At 67.8% G+C, this 24,405-nt stretch carries 28 protein-coding genes and 1 pseudogene; 19 read left to right on the top strand and 10 right to left on the bottom strand.

The window, feature by feature from the left end; translation table 11 throughout:
- Positions 1-65: 65 nt before the first annotated feature.
- From P3102_RS24625 to P3102_RS24615, 3 genes are all read left to right on the top strand, one after another.
- Positions 66-656: a hypothetical protein gene (locus P3102_RS24625; protein ID WP_276371335.1), complete on the top strand. Its 591-nt coding sequence runs from the start codon at positions 66-68 to the stop codon at positions 654-656.
- A 114-nt stretch (positions 657-770) separates the two neighbouring features.
- The gene (locus tag P3102_RS24620) at positions 771-1,133 is read left to right on the top strand and encodes a hypothetical protein (RefSeq protein WP_276362125.1); all 363 of its coding nucleotides are present in this window, start codon (positions 771-773) and stop codon (positions 1,131-1,133) included.
- A gap of 142 nt (positions 1,134-1,275) precedes the next feature.
- Positions 1,276-1,509: a hypothetical protein gene (locus P3102_RS24615; RefSeq protein WP_276362123.1), complete on the top strand. Its 234-nt coding sequence runs from the start codon at positions 1,276-1,278 to the stop codon at positions 1,507-1,509.
- Between the two features lie 4 nt (positions 1,510-1,513).
- Here the strand turns inward: P3102_RS24615 and P3102_RS24610 are convergent, their stop codons facing one another.
- Positions 1,514-1,738, bottom strand: a complete 225-nt coding sequence (locus P3102_RS24610) for a hypothetical protein (protein ID WP_276362122.1) — start codon at positions 1,736-1,738, stop codon at positions 1,514-1,516.
- Between the two features lie 243 nt (positions 1,739-1,981).
- On the opposite strand from P3102_RS24610, the gene P3102_RS24605 reads away from it, so the two are divergent.
- Both P3102_RS24605 and P3102_RS24600 read left to right on the top strand, forming a co-directional pair.
- Positions 1,982-2,803, top strand: coding sequence for a hypothetical protein (locus P3102_RS24605; RefSeq protein WP_276362120.1), 822 nt, complete (start codon positions 1,982-1,984; stop codon positions 2,801-2,803).
- 15 nt (positions 2,804-2,818) lie between these two features.
- The gene (locus tag P3102_RS24600; protein WP_276362118.1) at positions 2,819-3,520 is read left to right on the top strand and encodes a hypothetical protein; all 702 of its coding nucleotides are present in this window, start codon (positions 2,819-2,821) and stop codon (positions 3,518-3,520) included.
- A gap of 202 nt (positions 3,521-3,722) precedes the next feature.
- Here P3102_RS24600 and P3102_RS24595 read toward each other — a convergent pair whose 3' ends face one another.
- Complete coding sequence (locus P3102_RS24595) at positions 3,723-5,378, bottom strand: glutamate--tRNA ligase family protein (protein WP_276362117.1); 1,656 nt, start codon at positions 5,376-5,378, stop codon at positions 3,723-3,725.
- 171 nt (positions 5,379-5,549) lie between these two features.
- On the opposite strand from P3102_RS24595, the gene P3102_RS24590 reads away from it, so the two are divergent.
- The 5 genes from P3102_RS24590 to P3102_RS24570 all read left to right on the top strand — a co-directional run bounded on the left by P3102_RS24590 (position 5,550) and on the right by P3102_RS24570 (position 10,163).
- Complete coding sequence (locus P3102_RS24590) at positions 5,550-6,788, top strand: hypothetical protein (RefSeq protein ID WP_276362115.1); 1,239 nt, start codon at positions 5,550-5,552, stop codon at positions 6,786-6,788.
- Entirely contained in the window at positions 6,785-8,320 is a 1,536-nt protein-coding gene (locus tag P3102_RS24585; RefSeq protein ID WP_276362113.1) for a substrate-binding domain-containing protein, read from the top strand. The genes P3102_RS24590 and P3102_RS24585 overlap by 4 nt, the downstream gene beginning before the upstream one ends.
- Complete coding sequence (locus P3102_RS24580; RefSeq protein WP_276362112.1) at positions 8,307-9,080, top strand: hypothetical protein; 774 nt, start codon at positions 8,307-8,309, stop codon at positions 9,078-9,080. Before P3102_RS24585 ends, P3102_RS24580 begins: the two co-directional genes overlap by 14 nt.
- A gap of 157 nt (positions 9,081-9,237) precedes the next feature.
- The gene (locus tag P3102_RS24575) at positions 9,238-9,414 is read left to right on the top strand and encodes a hypothetical protein (protein ID WP_276362110.1); all 177 of its coding nucleotides are present in this window, start codon (positions 9,238-9,240) and stop codon (positions 9,412-9,414) included.
- A 332-nt stretch (positions 9,415-9,746) separates the two neighbouring features.
- On the top strand, positions 9,747-10,163 hold the full coding sequence (locus tag P3102_RS24570; RefSeq protein ID WP_276362109.1) for a hypothetical protein: 417 nt from the start codon (positions 9,747-9,749) through the stop codon (positions 10,161-10,163).
- A 1-nt stretch (position 10,164) separates the two neighbouring features.
- Here the strand turns inward: P3102_RS24570 and P3102_RS24565 are convergent, their stop codons facing one another.
- From P3102_RS24565 to P3102_RS24550, 4 genes are read right to left on the bottom strand one after another with little or no spacing between them, the layout of a single operon-like run.
- Positions 10,165-10,491: a DUF3140 domain-containing protein gene (locus P3102_RS24565; RefSeq protein WP_276362107.1), complete on the bottom strand. Its 327-nt coding sequence runs from the start codon at positions 10,489-10,491 to the stop codon at positions 10,165-10,167.
- Complete coding sequence (locus tag P3102_RS24560) at positions 10,488-10,697, bottom strand: DUF2945 domain-containing protein (RefSeq protein ID WP_276362105.1); 210 nt, start codon at positions 10,695-10,697, stop codon at positions 10,488-10,490. Before P3102_RS24560 ends, P3102_RS24565 begins: the two co-directional genes overlap by 4 nt.
- On the bottom strand, positions 10,694-11,176 hold the full coding sequence (locus P3102_RS24555; RefSeq protein WP_276362104.1) for an MSMEG_6728 family protein: 483 nt from the start codon (positions 11,174-11,176) through the stop codon (positions 10,694-10,696). The genes P3102_RS24560 and P3102_RS24555 overlap by 4 nt, the downstream gene beginning before the upstream one ends.
- Before the next feature lie 36 nt (positions 11,177-11,212).
- Positions 11,213-12,118 carry a glutaminase gene (locus P3102_RS24550; protein ID WP_276362102.1) on the bottom strand — a complete coding sequence of 302 codons (906 nt, stop codon included), beginning with the start codon at positions 12,116-12,118 and terminating at the stop codon, positions 11,213-11,215.
- 170 nt (positions 12,119-12,288) lie between these two features.
- Between P3102_RS24550 and P3102_RS24545 the strand changes: the two genes are divergently transcribed.
- On the top strand, positions 12,289-13,677 hold the full coding sequence (locus P3102_RS24545) for an amino acid permease (protein ID WP_276362101.1): 1,389 nt from the start codon (positions 12,289-12,291) through the stop codon (positions 13,675-13,677).
- Positions 13,678-13,837: 160 nt separating this feature from the next.
- On the opposite strand, the gene P3102_RS24540 is transcribed toward P3102_RS24545, so the two are convergent.
- Positions 13,838-15,298 (bottom strand): APC family permease, encoded by a 1,461-nt coding sequence (locus P3102_RS24540; RefSeq protein ID WP_276362099.1) that lies wholly within the window; start codon positions 15,296-15,298, stop codon positions 13,838-13,840.
- Positions 15,299-15,618: 320 nt separating this feature from the next.
- Between P3102_RS24540 and P3102_RS24535 the strand changes: the two are divergent.
- The 3 genes and pseudogenes from P3102_RS24535 to P3102_RS24525 all read left to right on the top strand — a co-directional run.
- Positions 15,619-16,002, top strand: a pseudogene (locus tag P3102_RS24535) (DUF222 domain-containing protein); the annotation flags it as partial.
- A complete protein-coding gene (locus P3102_RS24530) occupies positions 15,974-16,453 on the top strand; it encodes a DUF222 domain-containing protein (RefSeq protein ID WP_276371333.1) in 480 nt (159 codons plus the stop codon). The pseudogene P3102_RS24535 and the gene P3102_RS24530, both read left to right, overlap by 29 nt.
- Entirely contained in the window at positions 16,435-16,890 is a 456-nt protein-coding gene (locus P3102_RS24525; protein ID WP_276371332.1) for an HNH endonuclease signature motif containing protein, read from the top strand. Before P3102_RS24530 ends, P3102_RS24525 begins: the two co-directional genes overlap by 19 nt.
- Positions 16,891-17,150: 260 nt before the next feature.
- On the opposite strand, the gene P3102_RS24520 is transcribed toward P3102_RS24525, so the two are convergent.
- From P3102_RS24520 to P3102_RS24510, 3 genes are all read right to left on the bottom strand, one after another.
- On the bottom strand, positions 17,151-17,603 hold the full coding sequence (locus P3102_RS24520) for a MoaF C-terminal domain-containing protein (RefSeq protein ID WP_276362097.1): 453 nt from the start codon (positions 17,601-17,603) through the stop codon (positions 17,151-17,153).
- Between the two features lie 158 nt (positions 17,604-17,761).
- Positions 17,762-18,235 carry a carboxymuconolactone decarboxylase family protein gene (locus tag P3102_RS24515; protein ID WP_276362095.1) on the bottom strand — a complete coding sequence of 158 codons (474 nt, stop codon included), beginning with the start codon at positions 18,233-18,235 and terminating at the stop codon, positions 17,762-17,764.
- A 77-nt stretch (positions 18,236-18,312) separates the two neighbouring features.
- Positions 18,313-19,161 carry a cobalamin-binding protein gene (locus tag P3102_RS24510; protein ID WP_276362094.1) on the bottom strand — a complete coding sequence of 283 codons (849 nt, stop codon included), beginning with the start codon at positions 19,159-19,161 and terminating at the stop codon, positions 18,313-18,315.
- 141 nt (positions 19,162-19,302) lie between these two features.
- Between P3102_RS24510 and P3102_RS24505 the strand changes: the two genes are divergently transcribed.
- From P3102_RS24505 to P3102_RS24485, 5 genes are all read left to right on the top strand, one after another.
- Positions 19,303-20,184 carry a sugar isomerase gene (locus P3102_RS24505; protein ID WP_276362092.1) on the top strand — a complete coding sequence of 294 codons (882 nt, stop codon included), beginning with the start codon at positions 19,303-19,305 and terminating at the stop codon, positions 20,182-20,184.
- 7 nt (positions 20,185-20,191) lie between these two features.
- A complete protein-coding gene (locus P3102_RS24500; RefSeq protein WP_276362091.1) occupies positions 20,192-21,082 on the top strand; it encodes a 1-phosphofructokinase family hexose kinase in 891 nt (296 codons plus the stop codon).
- Positions 21,083-21,090: 8 nt separating this feature from the next.
- Positions 21,091-21,945, top strand: coding sequence for a class II fructose-bisphosphate aldolase (locus P3102_RS24495; protein ID WP_276362089.1), 855 nt, complete (start codon positions 21,091-21,093; stop codon positions 21,943-21,945).
- Positions 21,946-22,052: 107 nt separating this feature from the next.
- A complete protein-coding gene (locus tag P3102_RS24490) occupies positions 22,053-23,453 on the top strand; it encodes an ABC transporter substrate-binding protein (RefSeq protein WP_346660145.1) in 1,401 nt (466 codons plus the stop codon).
- A complete protein-coding gene (locus P3102_RS24485; protein ID WP_276362086.1) occupies positions 23,453-24,403 on the top strand; it encodes a sugar ABC transporter permease in 951 nt (316 codons plus the stop codon). Before P3102_RS24490 ends, P3102_RS24485 begins: the two co-directional genes overlap by 1 nt.
- Positions 24,404-24,405 lie beyond the last annotated feature (2 nt).

Here is a 24,405-nt window from a genome sequence, read left to right as displayed (position 1 = left end):
GATCGTTGTGCTAACTTCCGGGGATGCGCAAAGGATCCAGGGTTCCTTTCGGTCGTACGCTCGCCATGATCGCGTCGGTGTTCCTGGCTTCGCTGATCGGCCCTGGTGCCGTCGCGAACGCCGCCGGCGGGCATCCGCCGCGGCACGGCTGCGAATGCGCCACCCCTTCGATCGACCGATTGCAGCACTGGCTCGCTTCCGGTGAGGGCACCACGGTTCCGCCGACCGGCAGCCTGCTCGTCCGCGAACGCGGCGGGTACGCGGCCAAGGTGGCCTTCCTCGACGCCGAATGGCACGTGGTCGTGGTCTGGCTGGGAAATCAGTTCGAAGCGCAAGCGGATCTCTCGAAATCCGCCGGTTTCTGGATGACCTACAGCGCGACCGACGACCTCTACGTCCAGCTGCGCCCGGCCTCACACTGGAGCGGCGGCGACAAGTGGCTCACGAAGGTGCCGTCGACCGGCGGGAAGATCGTGAAGAAGTTCTTCAGTTTCAGGGCCGACGCGTGGACGACCCTGCCCGAGCTCGGCACGCCCGGCTACTCCTTCGCCTCGGCGCTGACCGAAGCGCGGGGGCTGGTGTTCGTCGGCAAGACCCCGAACAAGCTCGACTTCCGCGGTCTCTCGATCGACCGCTACCGGCCGCCCTGTCGCTGAAATCCCCTCGGTATTCACCTGTCCGGAGCGGCAGGGACGGCGCACCGTGACCGATTTGTCCTGTACGGTGAACTTTCAGCCGCCTCCGCACGATCGATCCGAGGAGTACCCGAGATGAGCCTGTTCGACTCGCTGAAGGAAAAGGCCGCCGAACTCCTGGGCGGTGCGGGAGACAAGGTCAGCGAGCTGACCGGCGTCGACCTTTCCGGCGCCGCCGACCAGGTCACCCAGTCCGCCGGCGGACTGGGCGAGACCGGCCAGGGCCTCGCCGAGAACGCCACCACCGCGGGGCAGGGCGCCGTCGACTCGGCCACCACCGCCGGCCAAGGCGCCGTCGACTCGGCCACCACCGCGGGGCAGGGCGCCGTCGACTCGGCCACCGCGGCCGGTCAGGGTGTCGTCGACTCCACCGGTCCCCTCGGTGACGCCGCCACCGGATTCGCCGGCGACGTGATCGACCCGAACGCCCGGGGCTGACCGCCCCCGGTCTTCCCCGGTATCCCGCGGATACCGGGGAAGATCGTCATGCCCGATTCCGGTGCTTCCCGAATAAGGTGCCCGCTCACGAGTCGTTCGGCGCTAACCTGACGTAAACGACTTCATCTGCGGGGGAGCGGACATGGTCGGAATCTGGATAGCGCTCGGGGTACTCGTTCTGGTGATCGGCATCGCCGTGTGCACCGATCTGCGGGATCGCGGTCGCGGCGGGACCCGCGAGTTCCTGTTGCCGGACTGGGTGTCCCGGCGTGCCGACTACACGGAGAACGACCTCGTCCACGGGCGGTGGGTGGAGAAGTCGCCGCGTGAGCGGGACGAGGAGCTCCAGCGCCGGTACAAATCGGCCGACGAGTGAGGAGCTACGCGGCGGGCCCGGTCCAACGCCACGCGGCGTGCAGCGCGGCGATCAGGGCCTCGTCGTCGGCGAAGGTGGGTTCTTCCCCGACAGGCACCCAGGTACGGTCGACGATCTCACCCAGCCTGCGCCGGATCACGGCGATACCGGGGTAGGACAGCGCCGTGCGGCCGTCTTCGGCCACGTGGCGGAACTCCCAGCGCAGCTGGACAACGCGATCAGCACTCATCGACCACAACTTTCCGTACTTGCGTACCTGGTAAGTCGCCTGTCGGGCCCCGGGTGTTTCACGGCGGATCGTGCCGTGCGCCCCGCGCACCGCGGATTCCGCGACGGATTCGATTCTTTTCGTGGATTCCGTGGAAGGAATGCCGGAACTCCCCCGCCGTGGCCCCGATCACAGTCACTGCCGAAGCGGGTGGGAACATAAGGGCCAAGGCTGCGAGATCCCGGAGGATGAATGCTCCGCAGAATGCGTCGCTGGCTCGAACTGCTCAGTCTCGGCGGGTTGGCGGTGGCCGGCTTCGCGGTCGGGATCTCGGAACAGCTCGGTCTCCTGGACAAAGTGGCCCCGAAGGGCGTCGGCACCTTGACGCTGATCATGGTCAGCGGTGTGGTCGTGGTGCTGCTCATCGAGCTGACCCCGTTGCGCGCGCTGGAGGACATCCGCGATCGCCTCGACGGCCTCGACATCGACACCATCGCCGCGAGCCGCCGCCGTTCGCACTACGGCGGCGTGGTCGAGGTGCACAAACGCTTTCCGGACGAGGAGTTCGCCGCGCATATCGCGAAGGCCAAGCAGGTGACGATCCTGAACACCTGGATCCCGAACCTGCAACGCCTGGAAAAGGAACTGGAAGCCGCGATCGTCGACCGGCGCGCCCAGGTGCGGATCATGCTGCTGCACCCGAACTCGATGCTGGTGGGGCTGCGGGAAGCGGCACTGGACCGGAGCGACGGCGCGGGCAAGACCTTCGTGAGCACGGGGATCGGGGAGTGCCTGGAGACCCTCTCCCGCCTGCACCGGCGGCTGGCGAAGCGCCAGGCCAACCTGAAGGTGCGAGTGTTCAACTCGCAGGCCTCGGTCTCGGTGTACCGGGCCGACGGGCGCTACCTGGTCAGCATGTTCCTGCACGGCCAACTGGCGATCGATTCACCGCAGTTCGAGATCGAGGGCACGCACGACACCGTGCTCGGCGAACAGATCCAGCGCGAGCTCGACACGTTGTGGGACATCGGCCGCGACGTGGACCTCCGTGACTGGAACCGAAGCATCGACATGATCCGTTTCTGACCAAGAGGGGTAGTGATGCGCGAACTCGACGAGTTCGAAGACGATTTGATCGAACGGTTCCGGAACCACCCGACGCTGCGTGGCGTCACCGAGCTTTCCCGGGAAGATCTGCGAACGGTCCTGCTGCAGCGGCGTTTCCTGTCGCTGGCCTTCACCACGGCCTACGACCTGGCGATCGACCTGCTCACCGACGAGCAGTCCAAGCGGATCGCCCGCGTCATCATCCGTGAGGAGTACCCGGACACCGGTTCGCCCGGCAACACGCCTTCACACCGCGAGGACATGATGGCGGACATCCTCGCGCTGGGTGTCCCGCGAGAGGCGCTGGTGCGCTCGCGGAAGTCACTGGCCACCACGGCCTGCGTCGACTCCACGATGGAGCTGATCGCCTCGGCGGGTGACTCGAAGTACGCCGATGTCGAACTGCTGACCATTCTGCGCTTCTGGGGCGAGGTGCTGGTCTCCGTGGAGTACGGCGAACTGTGGCGCCGGATCGGCCCGGTGCTCGGCGACCGGTCCGTCTTCTACTACCCGCATCACGTGCACGACGCGAAGTCCCGTCCGCTCGCCGCCGCGTCCCCGCTCTCGCTCACGCATTCCGATCAGCTCGGGCTGCGGCTGGTGCAGCTGATCGACTCCAGCGAGGCGCGAGAGCGGTTCCGGGAGACGGAGCAGGCGGTCGTCGCGATCAAGACCGCTTTCTACGACCAGTTCTGACGCCTCGCAAGTAGCGCTGCGAAGTACTTGAAGGACCCCTTCCTGTACTCAGGCGCAAGGAGGGGGTCCTTCAGGTACGGCCAGGATTCCGCCGCGTGTCGGCCGCCCCATCACGCGTGCCGTCCAACCACGCACGCGAAACGGCCACCGCGCACCGGCACTACGCACCTGAACCGGCTCGGTCCCGCGCCTCGCTCACGTGTCACTCGCCCACGAGGCCGGCGAACCGGCTCAGCGTCTCCTCGCGGCCCAGCGCCTGGGTGATCGAGTGCAGGTCCGGGCTCCGGGTCGAGCCCGTGATCGCGATGCGGATGATCTGCGAAGCCTCGCGAATGGAGCCGGGGAAGCCTTCGGGGTTCTTCTTGAACTCCTTCGCGTTCTTCGCGAAGCCGTGCTTCGCCGCGACCTCGCGGATCTGCTGGAACCATTCCTGGCCGTCGTCGAGCTGCTGGTAGTTCCCGACGAAGTCCCGCGCCACGGCCTGGACGACCTCCCGGTCGACGCCCAGGGCGGTGATCCGCTCGTCGTCGGGGCCGGCGACGGCGGCGTGCAACTGCGGGAAGAAGAAGCCGTAGACGGCGCGGAACTCGCTCCACTTCTTCAGGTCCTTGCGTGGGTTCTCGGCGCCGTCACGCTCGACGGCGAGGGCACGGAGCGCGAGCTCCGGCTCGGCGTCGAGCACGGTCTTGAGCTCGGGGTCGAACCGCTCCGCCCAGGCACGGACCGCTTCGAGGATCTCGGCGCCGGACAGCGTGGCGATGTGGTCGGCCGAGATGTCGTCGAGTTTGACCAGGTCGACCAGCGGGCCGGCGACGCCGCATTCCTCCAGGTTGATCGGCTCGGCCAGGGCCTGGTCGAGCGGCAGTTCGGCGAGGCGGCCGTTGGCGAGTCCGCGCAGGTAGTAGAGGACGGCCTTGGTGGGGTAGCCGGATTCGATGTAGAAGTCGACGCTCGCTTCCGGGTCCTTGCGCTTCGACAGCTTGCGCTTGCTGCCACCCTCCTGCTTCATCAGCGGGGCGATGTGCGCGTAGGTGATCGGGTCGAAGCCGAGCGCGTCGAACAGCTGCTGGTGCACGGGCACCGACGAGATCCACTCGTCGCCGCGGATGACCAGGTCGACCCGCATGAGGTGGTCGTCGACGGCGTGCGCGAAGTGGTAGGTCGGCAGCCGCGGGCTCTGGTCGGAGCTCTTGAGGACGACGACGTCGTTGCGGTTGGCCTCGGCCTCCAGCGGGCCGCGGATGGCGTCGGTGAACCGGGCGCGGGCGCCGGTGTCGTCCGGCGCGCGGAACCGGACGACGTACGGGTCTCCGGCGTCGAGTCTGGCCTGGACGTCGGCGGGGTCGGCGTCGCGCCAGATGGCCCACGAGCCGTAGTACCCGGTCGGCAGCTTCGTCGCCTGCTGCCGGGCGGTGATCGCCGCCAGCTCGTCCTTGGTGGCGAAGTCGAGGTACGCGCGGCCGGTGCGGAGCAGCTGACGGACGTAGGTCAGGTAGATCCGCTCACGCTCGGACTGCTGGTACGGGCCGTAGTCGCCGCCGCGGTGGATGTCCTCGTCGGCGGCGAGGCCGAAGTAGGCGAAGCCGCGCTCGAACTGTTCGATGGCGCCTTCGACCTCGCGGGAGCGGTCGGTGTCCTCGACCCGGACGAGGTAGCGGCCGCCGGTGCGGCGGGCGAGGTCCTGGTCGATGGTGGCGACGTAGACGCCGCCGATGTGGACGAATCCGGTCGGCGAGGGGCCGAACCGGGTGACCAGGGCGCCCTCGGGGAGCTCGCGGGCGGGGTAACGCTCTTCCCAGTGCTCGGGCTCGGGCAGGTCGGCGGGGAAGAGGGCGTCGATGACTGCTCGGTCCAGCATGGCGGTTCAGATCTCCCGGCGTCGTGGTGCATGGCGGTTTTCGCCACCGAAGAGCCTAACCGTCCGGCCTCCCGGCCTGGTGAGGGTGGGTACCGAAGCCGGATCGAGACGTGCTTTCCCGTCGGTGCGTCGCGGTAAAATGGGCTTGCCGGACATTCGGGGAGGAAATCGGTGACCACCGATAGCTCGCTTCGTGAAGAACCCCAGCTCACCATCCGACCAAAACCCTCGGCGTTCTTTCTCCGCCGTCGTTTTCTCCGCGCATTCGGGCCCGCGCTCGTGCTCGCCGTGAGCGGCCTGATCGCCCTCCTCCTGAGCGGGACGATCGTGGTGCCGTTCCAGCAGACCCTGGTGCTGCGCGGCAAGATGGGCTCCAAATCGGATCTCTTCGAGGACGCGAAGATCCGGGAAATCCTGATGCGCCACCACATCCGTGTGCACGTGACCAGGGCGGGATCGCGGGACGTCGCCACCCACGACCTCAGCCGGTACGACTTCGTGTTCATGTCCGGCGAGCCGGCCGCCGGTCTCGTCCGGCGGTCGAGGGCGAACGAGTGGACGGGCAGCGCGCGACAGCCGTTCACCAGCCCGATCGTCCTCGCCACCTATCGCCGCTACGCGGAAACGCTGGCGAGCAACAAGATCGCCACGAAACCGCCGGGGCAGCGGGATCCGCTGTACTACACGCTGGACACCGAGAAATTCATCGAGGCGATGCGGCAGGAGCGCACCTGGGACTCCCTCGGCGTCGGCAGGTTCGGCGCCGAGAACGGGAACAGGGTGCTGGCGCAGACGTCGAACATCTGCGACTCCAACTCGGGTGCGACGTATCTGATCCTGTTGGCGTTCCTGGAGAACGGCCGCAAGGTCCCGGTCGTCGACCCGCGACCGGCGGGCGAGCCCGCCGGTCCGCCGCTCCTGTCGAGCGCGAAGGCGCTGGCCGGCCGGGTCAAACCGCTCGTGGCGGCGCAAGGTTTCCCGTCGGCGGATCTGTCCGAGTCCTACGCGAATCTCGCCGAGGGGGACAAGCCGATCGTCGTCATCTACGAGCACCAATACCTCGCGATGCAGTTGCGCGCCAAGGCGCAGAGCGGGCGGCCGGATCTCGACCGGGTCCTGCTGTACCCGAAGGACAACATCCTGACGAAACCGCAGTTCCTGGCCCTGAAGCCGGAAGCGGAACGCCTGGGCGAACTGATCACCTTCGATCCCGAGCTGCAACGCCGCGCGATGGAGCTCGGCTTCGGCGTCGCGACTCCCGCCGGCACCACGAAGAGCGCGCGGCTGTACGACTTCCTGCGCGAACAGGGGTTGACGGCGCCGGAAATCGCGGACGACGACAGCACCACGCCGCTTCCCGACAATCCGGTGCTGGAAGAGATGATCAAGACCGTCGGGGACTGCCCGTGAAGCGGCTCCTCGCGGTCCTGTGCTGCCTGCTCCTGGTGGCCGCCGCCTGTACGAGCGGCGGGCAGCAGGTGAAACTGCGCGTACTGGCCAGTTCCGAACTCGCGGACCTCGGGCCGATTCTCGACGACTTGCGCGGTGAAACGGGAATCGAACTGGAAATGGATTTCCGGGGCACCGTCGACGCGACCACTTCCCTCACGCCGGGGAAGGCCACACACGACCTCGCCTGGCTTTCCACCGACCGGTATTTCCAGCTCAGGTACCGGCAGTCCGCGGACAAAGGGGAACGGCCGCTCGTGACCAAGACCATGGTGTCGCCGGTCATCGTCGGGATCACCCCGGCGAAGGCCGCGGAGCTGCGCCGAGGCAAACCGGACGGCAGGCTTTCGTGGGCCGATCTGGCGGACGCGGCGGCCGGCGGCGGGTTCCGGTTCGCGATGGCGGATCCGGCCAAGTCGACCAGCGGGCTCACCTCACTCGTCGGGGTGGCGACGGCGGCCTCGGGCACCGGAGCGGCATTGCGGCTCCAAGACGTGAAATGCGACAAGCTGCAGGGCTTCCGCACCGGCCACACGCTCACGGCGGACACGTCGGCCGCGGTGACCGACCGCTTCGCCGAGCGCCAGGACGTGGACGCGATCATCGGGTACGAGTCCACTCTGCTCACCCTCAACGCGAGCGGCAGGCTCAAGACGCCGTTGGAGCTGGTGTATCCGAGGGACGGCATCGTCCAGTCCGACTACCCGCTCCTCCTGCTCGACCCGGCCGAACGGGCGGTGTACGACAAGATCGTCTCCTGGTTGAGAAGCCCGGCGACGCAGAAGAAGCTGATGGAGCGGACGCTCCGGCGGCCGATCGCCGGGGAGGTGGCGCTCGATCCGAGGTTGCCCGCCTCGATCGGGAACTCGCTGTACTTCCCCGACGAGCAGGCCGTCGTGGACAAATTGCTCGACGACTACGCGGCCCCCGCCGGCCGGACACCCGGGCGCGTGATCTTCGTGCTCGACTTCTCCGGTTCGATGAAGGGGCCGCGGATCGCCGCGCTCCGGGCGACCTTCGCCGGGCTGAGCGGCGGCCCGGACGGGGGATTCGACCGCTTCTACCGCGGCGAGCGGCTCACGGTCCTCCGCTTCGGCGGGAAGATACTGGGGGACAAGGAATTCATCGTCAACGGCCCCCAGGATCTCGACGCGCTGCGGACCTTCGTCGCCGCCGACGAGTTCGACGGCACCACGGCGGTCTGGTCGGCGCTCGGTGCGGCGTACGCGAAGGCCGGTGCCCATCGCCGTGCCGAACCCGCCAGCGGCGTTTCGATCGTGCTGATGACCGACGGAGAGAGCAACTCCGGCCAGGGCATCGAGGAATTCCTGCGTGCGCCGAGGGAGCCCGGCGTGCACACGTACACCATCCGGTTCGGCGAGGCGAATCCCGCCGAACTGGAGCGCGCGGCCGTGGCCACCGGTGGCCGGATGGTCGACGCGAACACGACCTCCCTGCTCGACGCCTTCAAGGAGATCCGTGGCTGCCGATGATCTGTGGTGGGAAGTCTGGGGACTGTGGCTCGCGGTCTGGGTGCTGACCGTGGTCGCCTTCGTCGTCGCGATCGTCGTTGTCGGGCGGCACTGGCGCCGCGCGCGCTCCGACGGCGATCAGGGAAGGATCCGCGGCATCGCCTTCTACCTGCACACGAAATCCGTGATGGGCCTGTACCAGCTGCATCGCTACAACGAGGCGCTGGAGCAGGAGGTGGAGAAACGGAAGAGCCGGGGCTGGCGGTTCTGGGGATCGGGTGGCTTCGGTCCGCTCAGAGGGGAGTCGGAGCGCACGGACACCGACGAGGAGTTCCGGCGGTACATCCGCCGCGCCGAACCGATCACGGTGATCGGCATCGTGACGAAGGTACTGGAGAAGCACCACGACGTCATCCATGTCGATCTGGCGAAGCAGGAACTCGTGCACAACCGCGCGCTGGTGAAGGAACTCGGCTGGTCCGACGGTCCCGAGAGCACCCGGCAGCTCCAGGCGCGGCTCCGTGGTGTCGAGGCGTTCGTCTCCATGAAGGGCCTGTTCCGTGAACGCTCCCAGAGTGACACCGAGACGGTGTTCGTCGCGCCGTACGGCGACCCGGACGATCCGTCGAAGAGCAGGAGTGTCCGCTTCACCTGTGTGACCAGTGACCTGCGGGACTCCGCCCCGTCCGGCGCGTTCCGGGCGCGGTGCCTCGGCAAGGTCGAGGATTGGGAGCCCGAAACGGGGGAACTCGTCGTTCATCCCATCGCCATCTTCAAGTAACCCTCCCACGCTCGGCTGCTCCACTCGCGCCACCCCGTTGACGCGAGTGGACCAGTCGAAAGCCACAAGTCGTCCGTGGTGCTTCGCACTGTCGGCCGATGGAGGTGAACCTGCACGATTTCAGTGTCCAACACCGCAGGTTTGAGGGAGATCTTTCATGAAGAGCACCGTTTCCGACGATATCCGCAGTTTTTTCGCCGACTCGGGTGTCGATGTCACCGCCGCGGGGCAGGCCGACGTCGAGATCGTGATCGATCACTTCGACAACTGGAAGAACACGTCGAGCGGAGGCACCTTCGGCTGCTTCACCGGCGCCTGTTGCCTCATGGCCTGAATGGGTCGGCACAAAAGCAGCCGATGCCCTTCGCGGCGATCGTCTCTTCGGGGAGAGACGAGTCACTCCGCGTCCAGGTCTCGTCACGCAGCAGTTCGAGGTACTCGCGGACGTCGGGCAGGATCCGGCGTCCGGAGACGTCGCCGTGGCCCGGGACGACGATGTCCGGCCGGCGGCGGCCGGCCGTCGCGGCACTTCGATCCAGCGCACTCCCGAGACTTCGGTGCCGTACGGCGGGGGGTGCCGCGGCCGATATGCCGCCGAGTCCGCTCGTTCGGCCGGATCGCCGTCATCGGGGTGTAGAAACACCGGCGCCGGGGAAGTCACCGGCCATGCCGGAATCCTCTCCAGAACCCGACGAAACGACCGTCGACGCGGTGGGCAAGCTGGTCTTCGCGCTCGAAACGGTCGAACAGGCGCGTGGCCACCTGTACGCCTTCCACCACCTCACGGGAACCGCCGACTTCGCGCTCAGTGAGGCCGCCGAAGGACTCCGGAAGGCCGGACACGCGGACTGGGCCGAGCGGATCGAAACCGAGCTGATCGGGCTCAACGTGCTGCCCGACCGGTGGACCTTCCAGGTGATCGAGGAGTACGACGACGGCTTCTACCGGGCCTACCGCGACCTGACGAAGGACGTCGCCGAAGACCTGACCGGAGGACGCCGTCACCTGCACGAAGAGCGGATCAAGCGGCAACGGCGGACCGAGGGACGGCCGGGACACGAAATGGGGCGGCCCAGCGCCTGAGCTACTTGGCGGGGTCGTGTCCCCAGTTCATCAGCGAATGCCGCCAGGTCGTGTCCTCGATGTCGCCCGACGGACGCTGCGCGAGATGCCGGTGCACGTAGCCGACCACCTTGCGCATGTGCTTTTCGTCCTCTTCGGTCAGCTCCGCCTTGTTCGTGCGCAGGATCCCGACGATCCGGCGGCCTGACTCGTGGCCGACGGACTCGCCGCCGTTCTTGTGCTGGCCCGCTCGGCGGGACTCGTCGGTCTTCAGCCACTTCTCGAGTTCTCCCGCGGTCATGTTGACCGCCTCGCCGAACTCGGTCCGGACGTCCTTGTCTTCGCTCACAGCTTCTCCAGTGCCTCGGGCTTGTGTACCGCTTCGCCGCCGCTCTTGTCGCTGCGCACGAGGTACTGCGGCTCCTCTTCGGACGCGCGCACGGTGCGGCCGCCCGCTTCGGTGTCGGAAGTGATCTCCTTCAGGACCTCGCCTTCGGCATGCCCGCCGTGGCTGTTCCAGCGGACCTTGTCGCCTTGGTGAAAACGCTGGGTCATCGCACTCCTTCTCGTCGTGGACGGTCCGACCCCGGCCAGACGTAGGGCAAATCGTCGGGGACGTCCGGGAACCTCGGGCGGTAGTGCTCGGGTTGTTTGCGGACGAGCGCGGACTGGTGGCTGCGGTGGAAGTCCGTGTCGCCGAGCCAGGGCGGGAGCTCTTTCGCGTCCGCGAGCCGGGCTTGGGTGCGGACCTCGTCCAGGCCGGTGGCGGTGAGCAGGTCGAGCCGGAGGGTTTCGTGGCAGGTGTCCTGGCGGCCGGTCTCGCACCACACCTCGCAGACGTCGAAGCCGTACCGGACCAGGGCCTCCTCGTAGCCCGCCCACATCGCCGCGGCCGGGTGATGGCGCCAGCCGTACCCCGGCACCGTCAGCGCGCGCAGGACCTGGATCGTCTCCACGCGCTGCTTTCCGAGCCTCCGCTGGTCGAGGACGGAAGCGGCGGCCCGGAAATCAGCGCATGGGAGAAACGTCTGCACACTGGCGGCTTCCCCGTCGTCGCGGGTTCAAACCGATCAGAAGATCGACCAGCCGGTCAGGGTGGTGAACCGGTCGAGCGCCGCGACGCCCGCCACGGAGTTGCCGCGCGGGTCCAGCCCGGGGCTCCACACGCAGATCGCGCACCGGCCGGGGACGATCGCGACGATGCCACCGCCGACCCCGCTCTTGCCGGGAAGCCCGACCCGGTAGGCGAACTCGCCTGCCGCGTCGTAGGTGCCGCAGGTCAGCATCACGGCGTTGACCCGCTTGGCCGCACTCCGCTCGAGCAGCCTGATGCCGTCGTTGCGCACGCCGTGGCGGGCGAGGAACACCGCCGCGCGCGCGACGTCGCCGCAGTTCATCGCGATCGAGCAGTGGCGCACGTACTGATCGAGGACGGCGGGCACCGGATGACGCATGTTCCGGTACGACGCCATGAAATAGGCGAGCGCGCGGTTGCGGTCGGCGTGCGCGGCCTCCGAAGCGGCGACCTCGTCGTCGATCCCGATGTCCACGCGGCCGCTTTCCTCGCGCAGGAACCGAAGCAGCGTTACCGCCGCGTCGCCGTGGTGCGCCAATTCGTCGGTCACCACCAGCGCGCCGGCGTTGATGAAGGGATTGCGGGGGATGCCGTCCTCGTTCTCCAACTGCACCAGCGAGTTGAACGGGTTGCCGGACGGCTCGCGGCCGACCCGCTCCCACACCCCGTCGCCGTGGGAGAGCGCGAGCGCCAAGGTGAAGACCTTCGACATGCTCTGAATGGAGAACGGCACCTCCCAGTCGCCGACGCCGTGCACCCGACCGTCCACTTCGGCCACCGCCATGCCGAACTGCCGGGGATCGACCCTGGCCAGTGCGGGGATGTAGTCCGCCACGGAGCCGCGGCCGATCTCCGGCGCGACGTCGTCGGCGATCCGGTCCAGCAGCGCTGCGAGGTCCACGGCCGTAGCGTAGAAGTGCCTCTTCGCGCGCGAAGATCGGGGTTGACGGGCGAACTTGTCAAATCGAAACGGGAAAATCCGGTTGAACCGCCGGAGTGACGTCACGCACACCTTAAGTCTTCCTTAGCACTGTTGGTGACGTGCCGCACACGCTCTAGCGTCTGGCAACCATGGATCCCTCGCTGCTCACCGAAAAGGGTGAAAGCTATTCGAAAGCACTGGGCAACCGCCAAGTGCAGATGATCGCCATCGGCGGCGCGATCGGCGTCGGGCTGTTCCTCGGTGCCGGTGGCAAGCTCCACCAGGTCGGGCCTTCGCTGGTCCTGTCGTACGCGCTCTGCGGTATCGCCGCCTACTTCGTGATGCGTGCCCTCGGCGAGCTCGTGCTGCACGAGCCGACCTCCGGCAGCTTCGTCACCTACGCCCGCAGGTTCATCGGGCCGTGGGCGGGTTTCGTCTCCGGCTGGATGTACTGGGTGAACTGGGCGATGACCGGTATCGCGGAGATCACCGCGGTGGCGATCTACGTGCACAAGTGGCTGCCCGACGTGCCGCAGTGGATCACCGCGCTGGTCGCCCTCGGCGTGCTGATCCTGGTGAACCTGCTGTCGGTGAAACTGTTCGGCGAGCTGGAGTTCTGGTTCTCGGTGGTCAAGGTCCTGGCCATCGTGGTCTTCCTGGTCACCGCGGCCGGACTGGTGCTCACCGGTGCCGACATCGGCGGCACCACGGCCGGCGTGCACAACCTGACCGCCCACGACGGCTTCTTCCCGGCAGGCGTCGGCATCGCGCTGATGACGCTGCAGGCGGTCATCTTCGCGTACTCGGCGATCGAGGTCGTCGGCATCGCCGCGGGTGAGACCAAGGACGCCCGCAAGGTACTGCCGAAGGCCATCAACGGGGTGGTCTGGCGGATCGGCGTGTTCTACGTGGGATCCGTGCTGCTGCTGGCGATGCTGCTGCCGTGGCCGTTCTACAACGGCGGCGAGAGCCCGTTCGTCACCGTGTTCAGCCGGCTCGGGATCCCGGGGATCGGCGACGTGATGAACGCGGTCGTGCTCACCGCCGCGCTGTCGAGCTGCAACTCCGGGCTCTATTCGACCGGCCGCATCCTGCGGGCGCTCGCGGACAAGGGCGAGGCGCCGAAGTTCGTCGGCAAGATGAGCGGCCGTCACGTGCCCTACGGCGGGATCCTGTTCACCTCGGGCGCGTACGTGCTCGGCGTGGTGCTCAACTACCTGGTGCCGAAGGACGCCTTCGACATCGCGATCGCGATCGCCTCGCTCGGTGTGATCACCACCTGGGCGACGCTGATCTTCTGCCAGTTGCGGTTGCGTCAGGCGGCACTGCGCGGGGAAGTGGAGCGGCCGTCCTACCGGATGCCGTGGGCGCCCTACAGCGGCTGGGCGACGCTCGGATTCCTCGCGCTGGTGGTCGTCCTGATGGGCTTCTCCGACGGTGCCGAGAAGATCGCGTTCTACTCGATCCCGGTGCTGGTCGTGGTGCTGGCCGTCGGCTGGCGAATCGTCGGGAAGCGGCAACGCCAAGACGTGGGCTGACCCACTCCGCAATCGGTCGCCTACTTGCGCTCACTCTCCTCGCAAGTAGGTGACCAATTGCGGAGGGGGGCACGCGTTGTCCTGCACGGGTGTTCACAGCAGTCCGACGGCCGCGTGGCAAGGTCGTGGAATACGGGTGGCACGTCTACCGCGCCTCGCGCTACTCGTTCACCTCTCGCTGACCAGCAGCCGCTGACGGTTCGCGTTCCAGATCGGTCTCCAGCGCCGCGTACACCGAAGGCCGGAACCGGCGCAGCCAGCCGGCGAGCGCCAGCCCGGCCAGCGCGACGACCAGGAGCAGCCACGGCAGATGCGGGACGACGCCGTTGCTCGACCCGGCGAGCGTCGGGAAGTTGAGGATCGCCAGCGTCACGATGATCCCGAGCCCCACCGCGCCCAGCCCGGGGGCGATCAGCGTCTTCATCACGCGGCGGTCCCGTGTCCGGCGGAAATAGACCAGAATCGCCACCGCCGCGAACAGTTGCAGGGTGAGAATGCCCAAGGTGCCGAAGCCGGTCATACTCGCGGTGAGATCGGCGACCGGGTCGAGCCCGGCGAGCCGGAACGCCAGCGCCACCACCGAGCCGAAGACCACCTGGACGATCGAGGCGTAGCGCGGCGCGCCGTTGCGCGGGCTGGTCTTGCCCAGCAGCCGCGGCAGCACGCCGACCCGGCCCAGCGCGTAGAGATACCGGGTCGCCGAATTGTGCAGGGCCAGCAACGCCGCGAACAGACTGACCACCAGAAGCAGCAACATCGCCTTGGTCAGCGGGCCGCCGAGATACTCCTGGGCGACCGAGAGCACGAGATCCCCGCTCGAAAGGTGCGCGACGGCCACGTCCTGCGCCTGTTCCGCGCCGATCGCGCTGACCACGGCCCAGGTCGTGAACGCGGCGAACACCCCGATGAACCCGATGGCGATGTAGGTCGCCCGCGGAATCGTCCGCTTGGGATCCCTGGCCTCCTCGCCGAACAGCGCCGTCGCCTCGAATCCGATGAAAGCGTTGGCGGCGAACAGCAAGGCCAGACCGCCGGCACCTTGAAACAGCACGGAGGGACTGAAGGCGGCGAACGAGAAGCCGTGCCGGAACAGCACGCTGAAGTCCATGACCAGCAGGATCGACACCTCCAGGATCAGCGAGACCCCCAGCACCTTCGCGCTCACCGCGATGCCCCGGCGGCTGAGCAAGAGGACCAGTACCACCGAAACCGCGCTCCAGAAGAGCCAATCGAGTTTCAGGCCGAAGACGTCGTCGATCGCGGTGGAGGTGAAGAACCCGCTCGTGCCGATGGCCCCCGCGACGAAACAGTTGTAGCCCAGCATCGCGACGAAACCGGCGACGAGGCCCGGCGTCCTGCCCAACCCCTTGACCACGAAGGCGTAAAAGCCGCCCGCGCTGGTGAGCACGCGCGACATCTGCGCGTAGCCGACCGCGAACAGCAACAGGACGACCGTGGCCAGCAGGAAGGCCGCGACCATCCCGCCGCCGTTCCCGACCGCGATCCCGATCGCCGCGATCACGATCATCCCGGTCAACGGCGCGACCGCGGCGAGCACGAGGAAGACGATGCCCGGCACGCCCAAGACGTTCTTCGCGAGCGACGTGTCGTCTCGGCTCATTCGCTGCTCCTCGTCTCGGTCGGACGGCCAGTATGGGAGCGACCGGGGGTGAGGGCTTTGCCTTTGCGTGCGCGGTGGTTGTTCGCCAGTGCCTGGTCCTTGGTGATGGTGGTGGGTGTTCGTATTTCAGTGCGACGCTTTACTTGTGATCTGTCGCGACACTTCTCTCGCGCTCTTTCATGTCTTTAAGGCACTTCGCTGCTTATGTGCTTCTTCGCGCCTTTAAGAGGCTTCAGAGCTTTCTCTGCACGTGCATTCGAATTCTTCCCGCTATGCCATTAGGGCTAGCACATCTGTTCTATATGGAGTAGCGTGAAGTCGTGGCCAGCGACAACGCATCCCCGGAGACGTCCATCGAGTGGTGGCGTGTCGACACCGCGACGCTGCATGCCCGTAAGCAGGAATTGGAAATGCGGAAGCGTCGGTTGGAGGCGGAGCAGAACGCGATCCTGGCGGAAATCAATGCCCGTGGGGTGCGTGGGTGCTCGGGTCATTCGACGTTGGCGGCGTTGATTTTCGAGGATTTCCGGGTGACGGACAGGGAGGCCGGTGTCCGCGCTGATCGTGTCCTGGCCCTGCATGCGGGTCCGTCGATCGGGGGAGATCCCGGGCCGCCGCTGGCGCCGTTGACCGCTCAGGCAGCGGCGGAGGGTGTGATCGGGGGTGCGCAGATCGATGCGATCATCCGCACCCTCGCTCGCATCCCCTCCACCGTCCCGGAAGATAGACATCCGGGCCGGGGAGAAGATCCTCGTCGACTTGGCTCGCCACGCGGGGCCGCGGCAGATCGCCCGCGCCGGACGCCGCCTGCTGGACAAACTGGATCCGGATGGGAAGAGCCCCGTAGCGAGGATCCGAAGGACACCCGGCCGGAGATGCGGTTTACCCAGCACCGCGACGGCAACCCTCGGCTTGAAGGCCACCCTGGATCTGGAAACCTACGCCCGCCTGAAATCGGACCTGGATCCGATGGCCAAACCGCACAAAGCCACCGACGGGGTGCGGGACTCCCGCACCCAGGACGAGCGCTACGGGGATGCGTTCACCGACTACGTGCGGTTGAAGACCACCAGCCGCGACCTCCCCGGACAAGCGGGCGAAGCCACACACATCCTGGTCACCACATCCTGGTCACCATGTCCTACGACGACCTGATCCGGGATATCGGCGAAGCCTGCCTGGACCTGGTGGGGCCGATCAGCGCCACCGACGCCCGCATCCTCGCCTGCGACGCCCGTGTCCGACCCGGTGTGCTCGGAACTGGCGGGGAACCCCTCGACATCGGCCGATCCAAACGGACCGTGTCCCTGGCCCAGAAGTACGCGCTGACCCTCCGCGACGGTGGTTGTGCGTTCCCGGGTTGTGACATGCCCGTACCCCGCTGCACCGCACACCACATCGTCTTCTGGCAACACCACGGCGAAACGAAAATCGACAACCTCGTGCTGCTGTGCACCAAACATCACCGGCTCATCCACCACAGCGAATGGAAAGCCCGGATCACCCAGGACGGCTTGCCTGAGTTCACCGCCCCCGCCTACCTCGACCCCACCACAACACCCAGACGAAACACCATGCACCTACGGATCTAGGCCGATGCCGATGAGTCGTTTTCCTCAGGTGACGAGTTCGCGACCTCGTGCCACAGATGAATGTTCGGGCTCCGAGTGGCTGCTTTCCGGGCCGGCGACGATCATCGATTGGCGACGTGGTCAGACGAGACCATGCCCGCCTCCCTTGTGGACCGCGAGGTGGGATCTGCCGCGCCACGTGGCCTGGAGCGCCAGGATCGCCATCGCGCTGCTCGCCTGGACGTCACGCCCCGGCTTCGCCAGGCCGTGTTCTCAGTCCCTCAAGACCCTCGCGGCGCCGGGAAGGACGGCCACCCGTGCGGCCGCTCCAGGATCTCGATGGTCGCCTGGTCGACCAGAAAATACTGCCCGCCGTCCTCGCGCGGGTTGGTATACGCCGCCGTCGCGACCAGGCGATCGAAGTCGGCCATCACCGCGATGGGGTAACCGCCGTCGAAGATCTCGCCGTGTGCCGCCGTCGCGACGGTCCCGGTTTCGTACCAGGTGACGAAGTACTGCGCCGGGCCGGTTTCGAAGACGCGTAGTGTCGCCTCTTTCTGCCGGACACCGGTGAAGTCGCCGGACACGCCCGTCCAGATCATCGTCGTACGATCCGCGTAGTGCTGCTCCAGCACGTTCCCGGAGCCGTAGTGGAAGTTCGCGCGCAGGCCGACGAGGTCGGTGCTGAGCGGATGGGTCCCGGTCACGGGGAAGAAGCGGACGTCGAGTTGCACGGGCTGAACCTCCGGATCGCGTGTTTCCGCAGGTTTATCAGCCCGTGGCAGCCCGATCGTTGTCCGGCGAAGCGATCCTCTTGTCGCTGGACGCGAGGATCTGTCGCCGGACGCGAGAATCTCTCGCTGGACGCGAGGATCGGTCGAAGACACGACGATCAGTCGAACATGCCGGGCTGGTAGTCGCCCGCCGGGGTTCTGGCGATGACGTTGAGCCGGTTGTAGGCGTTGATCGCGGCGATCAGCGCGATCAACGCGCCGATCTGCTCGTCGTCGTAGTGCTCGCGCACCTGCGCCCAGGTCTCGTCGCTGACGCCGTGGTGCGCGTCGGCGATCCGGGTGCCCTCTTCGGTGAGCGCCAGCGCGGCGCGCTCGGGCTCGGTGAACACCTTCGCCTCCCGCCAGGCGGCGACCAGGTTGAGCCGCACCGGGGTTTCGCCGGCGTGCGCGGCGTCCTTGCCGTGCATGTCGGTGCAGAAGCCGCAGCCGTTGATCTGGCTGGCGCGCAGCTTCACCAGCTCCTGGGTGGCGTGCGGTAGCGAGGACTCTTCGATCGGCCGGTTCGCGGCGCCGAGCCGCTTGACGTACTTGAGGATGACGTCGTTCTCGAACAGATTGACTCGCGGTTCCATGGTCTTTCCTCTCCGTCGGTTCCGTACACCTGACGAGTGGGCTCGCGAGGTTGTGACAGCCTCGACCGTGACGCCGGTCACGGATGGAAGAGGCCGGCGAGGATTTCCGCGCCGTCGACGACGCGAGATCCGGGCCGGTTGAAGTAGGCCGGTCCGTCCAGGACGTGCACGGCCGGGATGTCGTCCCAGCCCGGCAAACCCGTCAGCGAAGGCAGTTCCGCCTCGGTCCGGTCCGGCGGGAAGCCGCAGGGGATGAGCAGCAGCACGTCGGGTCGTGCCTCGACAACGGTGTCCCACGTGATCGGCCGGGTGTGTTCGCCCGCGGCCGCGAGCAACGGGACGCCGCCGGCGGCTTCGATCTGCTCCGGGACCCAGTGTCCGGCGGGCCAGAGCGGGTCCAGCCATTCGATGGCGGCGACCCGCGGGCGAGGCCGCCCCGCGACCCGGGCGCGGACCGCCTCCACTCGCTCCCGGAGAAGACGGGCCTCGGCGGCCGCGCGTTCCGGGACGTCCAGCACCTCGCCGAGCGTGGTCAAGCAGGTGAAGACGCCGTCGAGCGTTCGCGGTTCGAGGCTGACCACCCGGGTGTCGCCGTCCAGCGTGCGCACCGCCTCCGAGACCTGACGGTAGGAGACCGCGCAGACGTCGCAGAGATCCTGCGTGAGCACGACGTCCGGTTCGGCCGCCGCGAGCAGGTCGGCGTCGAGGAAGTACAGGCCCGAACCGCGATGCCCGCCGCCGACGGCCACCGAGATCTCCCGGCTCGACAGCACGTCGTGGTCGATCGCGCTGCTCGTGACCACCGGGACGTCGTCGAGCGCGCCGGGTGGCCAGTCGCATTCGTGGGTCCGGCCGGTCAGCGACGGCAGGAGCCCGAGGGTCGCGACGAAGTCGGTCGCGGCGGGGAGCAGCGAGACGATCCGCATCCGTTCACGGTAAGCGACCGGTCCAGCCTGCACGTCTGCGCGGAGCAAATGCGTGAAAGTGCGCTAATAGAGCATTGACGTTGCATAAAATTGCACCTAACGTGACAGCTATTGCGCACAATCGGCACGGATGGGGAGTTCATGAGCGGGACCTTCATGACGGCGGAGATAGCGAGCCAGCCCGGCTGCTGGCGGGAAGCGGCGGCGCTGGCCTCGGCGAACAGCGAGCTGCTGCCGCCGCCGGGCGCGCGGGTCGCGATCGTCGGCTGCGGCACGTCGTGGTTCATCGGCCAGGCGTACGCCGTTCTTCGCGAGTCCGCCGGGCTCGGCGAGACCGACGCCTTCGCCGCGTCCGAGTTCCCGGTGAGCCGTCGTTACGACCACGTGGTGGCGCTGACCCGGTCGGGTACGACGACGGAGGTCCACGCCCTGCTGGCGAAACTGCGGGGCAAAACGCCGACCATCGCGATCACCGGCGTGCCACGGGAGATCGACACCGCCGCGGACACGATCGTCGACCTGTCCGTCGTGGACGAACGTTCGGTCGTGCAGACCCGCTTCGCCACGACGGCGCTGGCGATGCTGCGCGCGCACCTCGGCGAGGATCTGGCGGCGGTCGCCGACCAGGCCGAACGCGTGCTCGCCGAACCCCTGCCCGGCGAACTGGTCGCCGCGGAGCAGTTCAGCTTCCTCGGCACCGGCTGGTCGGTGGGCATCGCGAACGAAGCCGCGCTCAAGTTCCGCGAGGCGTGTCTGCTGTGGACGGAGTCGTACCCGGCCTGGGACTACCGGCACGGGCCGATCAGCATCAGCGAACCCGGCCGCGTGACATGGATGTTCGGGCAGGCGCCGGAGGGGCTGGCCGACGACGTCGCCCGCGCGGGCGGCCTGTTCGTCGAAAGCGGCTTGGATCCGCTCGCGGACCTGGTCCGCGCGCAGCGGGTCGCCGGGGCCATCGCCGCCCGCAAGGGACTCGACCCGGACAACCCCCGCAGTCTCACCCGTTCCGTCGTGCTGACCTGAGGCGGCCGTGATCCTGACCGTCACGCCGAACACCGCGCTGGACGTCACGTACACGGTGGACGGTCTGCGACCGGGTGGGGTGCACCGGGTGCGGGACGTGCGGCACCGGGCGGGCGGCAAGGGCGTCAACGTCGCCCGCGTGCTGCACACCCTCGGTGCCGACGTCCGCGCGATCCTCACGGCCGGCGGCGCGACGGGAACCGCCGTCGTGAGCGACCTCGCGGCGGCACGCGTTCCGGCCGCCGCCGTCCCGATCGGCGGGGAAACCCGGCGCACCACCACGGTCCTGGCGGACGACGGCTCGGTCACGCTGCTGAACGAGCCCGGGCCGCGGCTCACCGAAGACGAATGGCAAGCGCTTGCGGCGGCCGTCCGGGCCCGGAGACCGGACGTGCTCGTCTGCTCGGGCAGCCTGCCGCCGGGGGCCGGCGGATACGCCGAACTCCTCGGCGACGCACCCTCCATCCTGGACACTTCCGGCGAGGCACTGCTCGCCGGGCTGGCCGGACGGCCGTCCGTGGTCAAACCGAACGCCGACGAACTGCGCGAGGTCACCGGCCTGAGTGACCCGGTCACCGCCGCGAATGAACTGCGCAAGGCGGGGGCGGGCGCCGTCGTCGTCTCGCTGGGGCCGGGGGGCCTGCTCGCGGTGACCGGCTCCGGCGACTGGCACGCGGCACCGTCCACTGCGCTCAGTGGCAACACCACCGGCGCGGGGGACGCCGTCGTCGCGGCGCTGGCGCTGGGACTGAGCCGCGCCGAACCGTGGCCGGACATCCTGCGCCGGGCCGTCGCCTTGTCCGGGGCGGCCGTGCTGGGCCCGCTCGCCGGGGACGTCGACCTCGCGCACTACGAAGCCGAACAGGGGCTGGTCGCCGTGCGCGCCCGCCCGGATTAGGAGACGTCATGCCTTTGGTGGGAACCGGGGAGATCGTCGGGGCCGCCGCGGCGGCCCGGCACGGCTGCGGCGCGTTCAACGCGATCCAGCTCGAACACATCACCGCCATCGTCGACGGCGCGGCCGCGGCGGAAGCGCCGGTGATCCTGCAACTGAGCCAGAACGCCGTGAAGTACCACGGTTCACTGGCGCCGGTGGGCGCGGCGGCGCTGGCCGCGGCGCGGGGTGCCGTCACGCCGGTCGCGGTGCATCTCGACCACGCGGAATCGGCCGATCTCGTCCGCGAAGCGGTCTCGCTCGGCTTCGGCTCCGTCATGTTCGACGCGTCCGGACTGCACTACACCGACAACGTGCGCGCGACCAGGGAAGTCGCCGCGTACTGCCATGACCACGGGGTCTGGGTCGAGGCCGAACTCGGCGAGGTCGGGGGCAAGGACGGCGTCCACGCGCCCGGCGCGCGTACCGATCCGGACGAGGCGGCACAGTTCGTCGCGGCCACCGGCATCGACGCCCTCGCGGTGGCGGTGGGCAGTTCGCACGCCATGCTCACCCGGGACGCCGCCTTGGACTTCGAGCTGATCGCGAGGTTGCGGGAGCGCGTGCCGGTGCCGTTGGTGCTGCACGGTTCGTCGGGTGTGCCGGACGAGGGGCTGGCCGAGGCCGTGCGGGCGGGGATGACGAAGATCAATATCGCCACCCAGCTCAACAAGGTGTTCACCGCGGCCGCGGCGGAAGACTGGCACACGCATCCGGAGCGCGTCGACCCGCGAAAGTATCTCGGTGCGGGAAGGGCCGCGGTCGCCGTCGAGGTGCGGCGGTTGCTGGGGGTGCTCAAGCTTGAGCAGGTCGAACCGTCAAGGTGACGATTGAGCAGACTTTGCGCAATTGACTGTTGACATGTGCGCGAAACCTCACAAAACTGCGCAATAACAAGCAGAATTGGTGTGATCTTCGATCCAGGTGGTGGCGGATGCGGGTAGGCAGGCTCACGGCAGTGATGTCAGCGACGGCAGGGGTGGCGCTCCTGCTCGCGGGATGCGGCGGCGGTGACGCGGCCGGGGGCACCGGCGAGAACGCGCTCCCGGGCGTCGACCAGTTCCTCAACGCGCCCTGTCCGGAGGCGGGGACGAAACCCGCGTCGGACAAGGAGTTCACGTACTGGTCCATGTGGACGGCCGACGAGCCGCAGGGCAAGGTCCTCCAGAAGGCCTTCACCTGCTTCACGGAGAAGACCGGCGTCAAGGTCGACGTGCAGTGGCTGGGCCGTAAGGCCTACACGCAGAACCTGGTGCCCGCCCTGAACACCGACGCCGTGCCGGATCTGTTCGACCAGGACGTCAGCAAGGTCGGCGCGGCGGTGATGACGCCGGGGGGCACACAGAGTGTCGACGACGTGTTCGCGATGAAGGTCGGCGAGGGTGACAAGACCGTCAAGGACGTGCTTTCGCCCAGCTCGTACGACTTCCCGCAGAACAAGGACCGCGAGGGCCACAACTTCATGGTCCCGTACACGATCCAGTCGAGCGCCTGGTGGTTCGACAAGGACACCGCGGGCGACATTCAGCAGCCGAAGACGATGGACGAGCTGATCGGCCTGTTCGACAAGGCGAAGGCCGACGGCAAGGCCGCGATCAGCCTCGACGGCGACATCCCGTTCTACAACATGTACTTCTACACCCAGCTCGCCGAGCGGTTCGTCGGCGCGGGCGGGCTGTACAAGGCGGCGACCGACAAGACCGGCCAGGCGTGGAAGACCGAGCCCGGTTTCCTCAAGGCCGCCGCCGAAACCGCGAAGCTGCCCCAGTACTTCATCGACGGCTGGGACGCGGCGAAGTTCCCGCAGGTGCAGCAGCGCTGGGCCGACGGGGACTCCCGCTTCCTCTACGTCGGCAGCTGGGCGCCGAGCGAGACCCGTGAATACCTGGACAAGCAGGGCGCCGGAACGAAGATCAACTACGGCTCCTTCCAGTTCCCGATGCCCGCAGGCGCCACGCACGACACCGTCGAGCAGATGTCGATCGGGTTCTCGGTGACCAAGAAGGCCAAGCACGCCGAGGCGGCCAAGGCGTTCATCGCCTACTTCCTCAACAAGGACCTGCTCGCCGGGATCCCGATCGTGGCCGACAACCTCGTGCCGCGCGCCGACCTCGCCGTGCCGGACGACCTCAAGCAGGTCAAGGCCGCGCTGGACGACCCGAAGAAGGAACACGTCCTGCAGTACGACGGGATCGACGGCGTCGCGGGCGGAAAATGGCAGACCGACGTCTTCGACCCCGCCGACATCGCGCTGCTGAAAGGCCGGCTGACTCCGCAGCAGTTCGTGGACCAGCTCGCCGTCAAGAGCGCCGAGTTCTGGAAGAACCAGGGCTGATGGCGACGGTCACGACTCCGGCGGCACCGCAGGCGCGGGACTTGAAGACCGGGGCCCATCTTCGCCGCAAGAAACGGCTGTTCTGGCCGTTCGCCGCGCCGGCGCTGGTGCTGTACCTGGCCTTCCTGGTGCTGCCGACGATCGCGACCGTGGTGCTGAGCTTCACCAGCTGGGCGGGCGCGGGCGACACCCCGGAACCCAACGGGGTCACCAACTACACGCAGATGTGGGCGAGCGACTCGTTCCAGTACGCCTTCCGCAACACGCTCATCTACGTCTTCCTCGGCGGGATCGGCACGTTCGCGCTCGCCTTCCTGTTCACGATGGTGCTGCGGGACATGAAGGGTGGCAAGATCGTCCGCGCCATCCTGTTCTTCCCGAACATCGTGGCGCCGGTGGCGCTCGGCATGTTCCTCGGCTTCGTCTTCAAATACCAGCCGGGGAAGCAGGGGCTGGCGAACCACGTGCTGGAAAGCCTCGGCGCCGACGCGGCGAAGTTCCTCGCACCGGCCAATGTGACCGGTGTGGTGACGGCTTCGCTGATCTGGGCCAGTTCGGGCTTCTACATCACCATCCTGATGGCCGCGGTCGACCGCATCCCGCCGTATCTCTACGAGGACGCCGAATTGGGCGGCGCGTCGCCGTGGCAGAAGTTCAGGAACATCACCTTGCCGATGACCTGGGACGTCGTCGGCGTCGCCGGGGTGCTGTGGACGATCAACGCGCTCAAGATCTTCGAGCTGGTGTTCGTGCTGGCCGGTCCCGGCACCTACGCCCCGCCCAACGAGGCGTGGACGCTCGGGATCTACGTGTTCGACCGGACCTTCGGCTCGAACGGCACCCCGGACTTCGGTGCCGCCTGTGCCTGCGCGGTGGCGATGATCGCGCTGGTGTCCGTGCTCGTCGTCCTGCTCCGCCGCCTGATGCGCCGTGACGCGATCCAGTTCTGAGG

Source organism: Amycolatopsis sp. QT-25 (assembly GCF_029369745.1).
Lineage (GTDB): Bacteria > Actinomycetota > Actinomycetes > Mycobacteriales > Pseudonocardiaceae > Amycolatopsis.
Note: the sequence above shows the minus strand (reverse complement) of the source record. Positions and strands in the feature narration are given on the sequence as shown.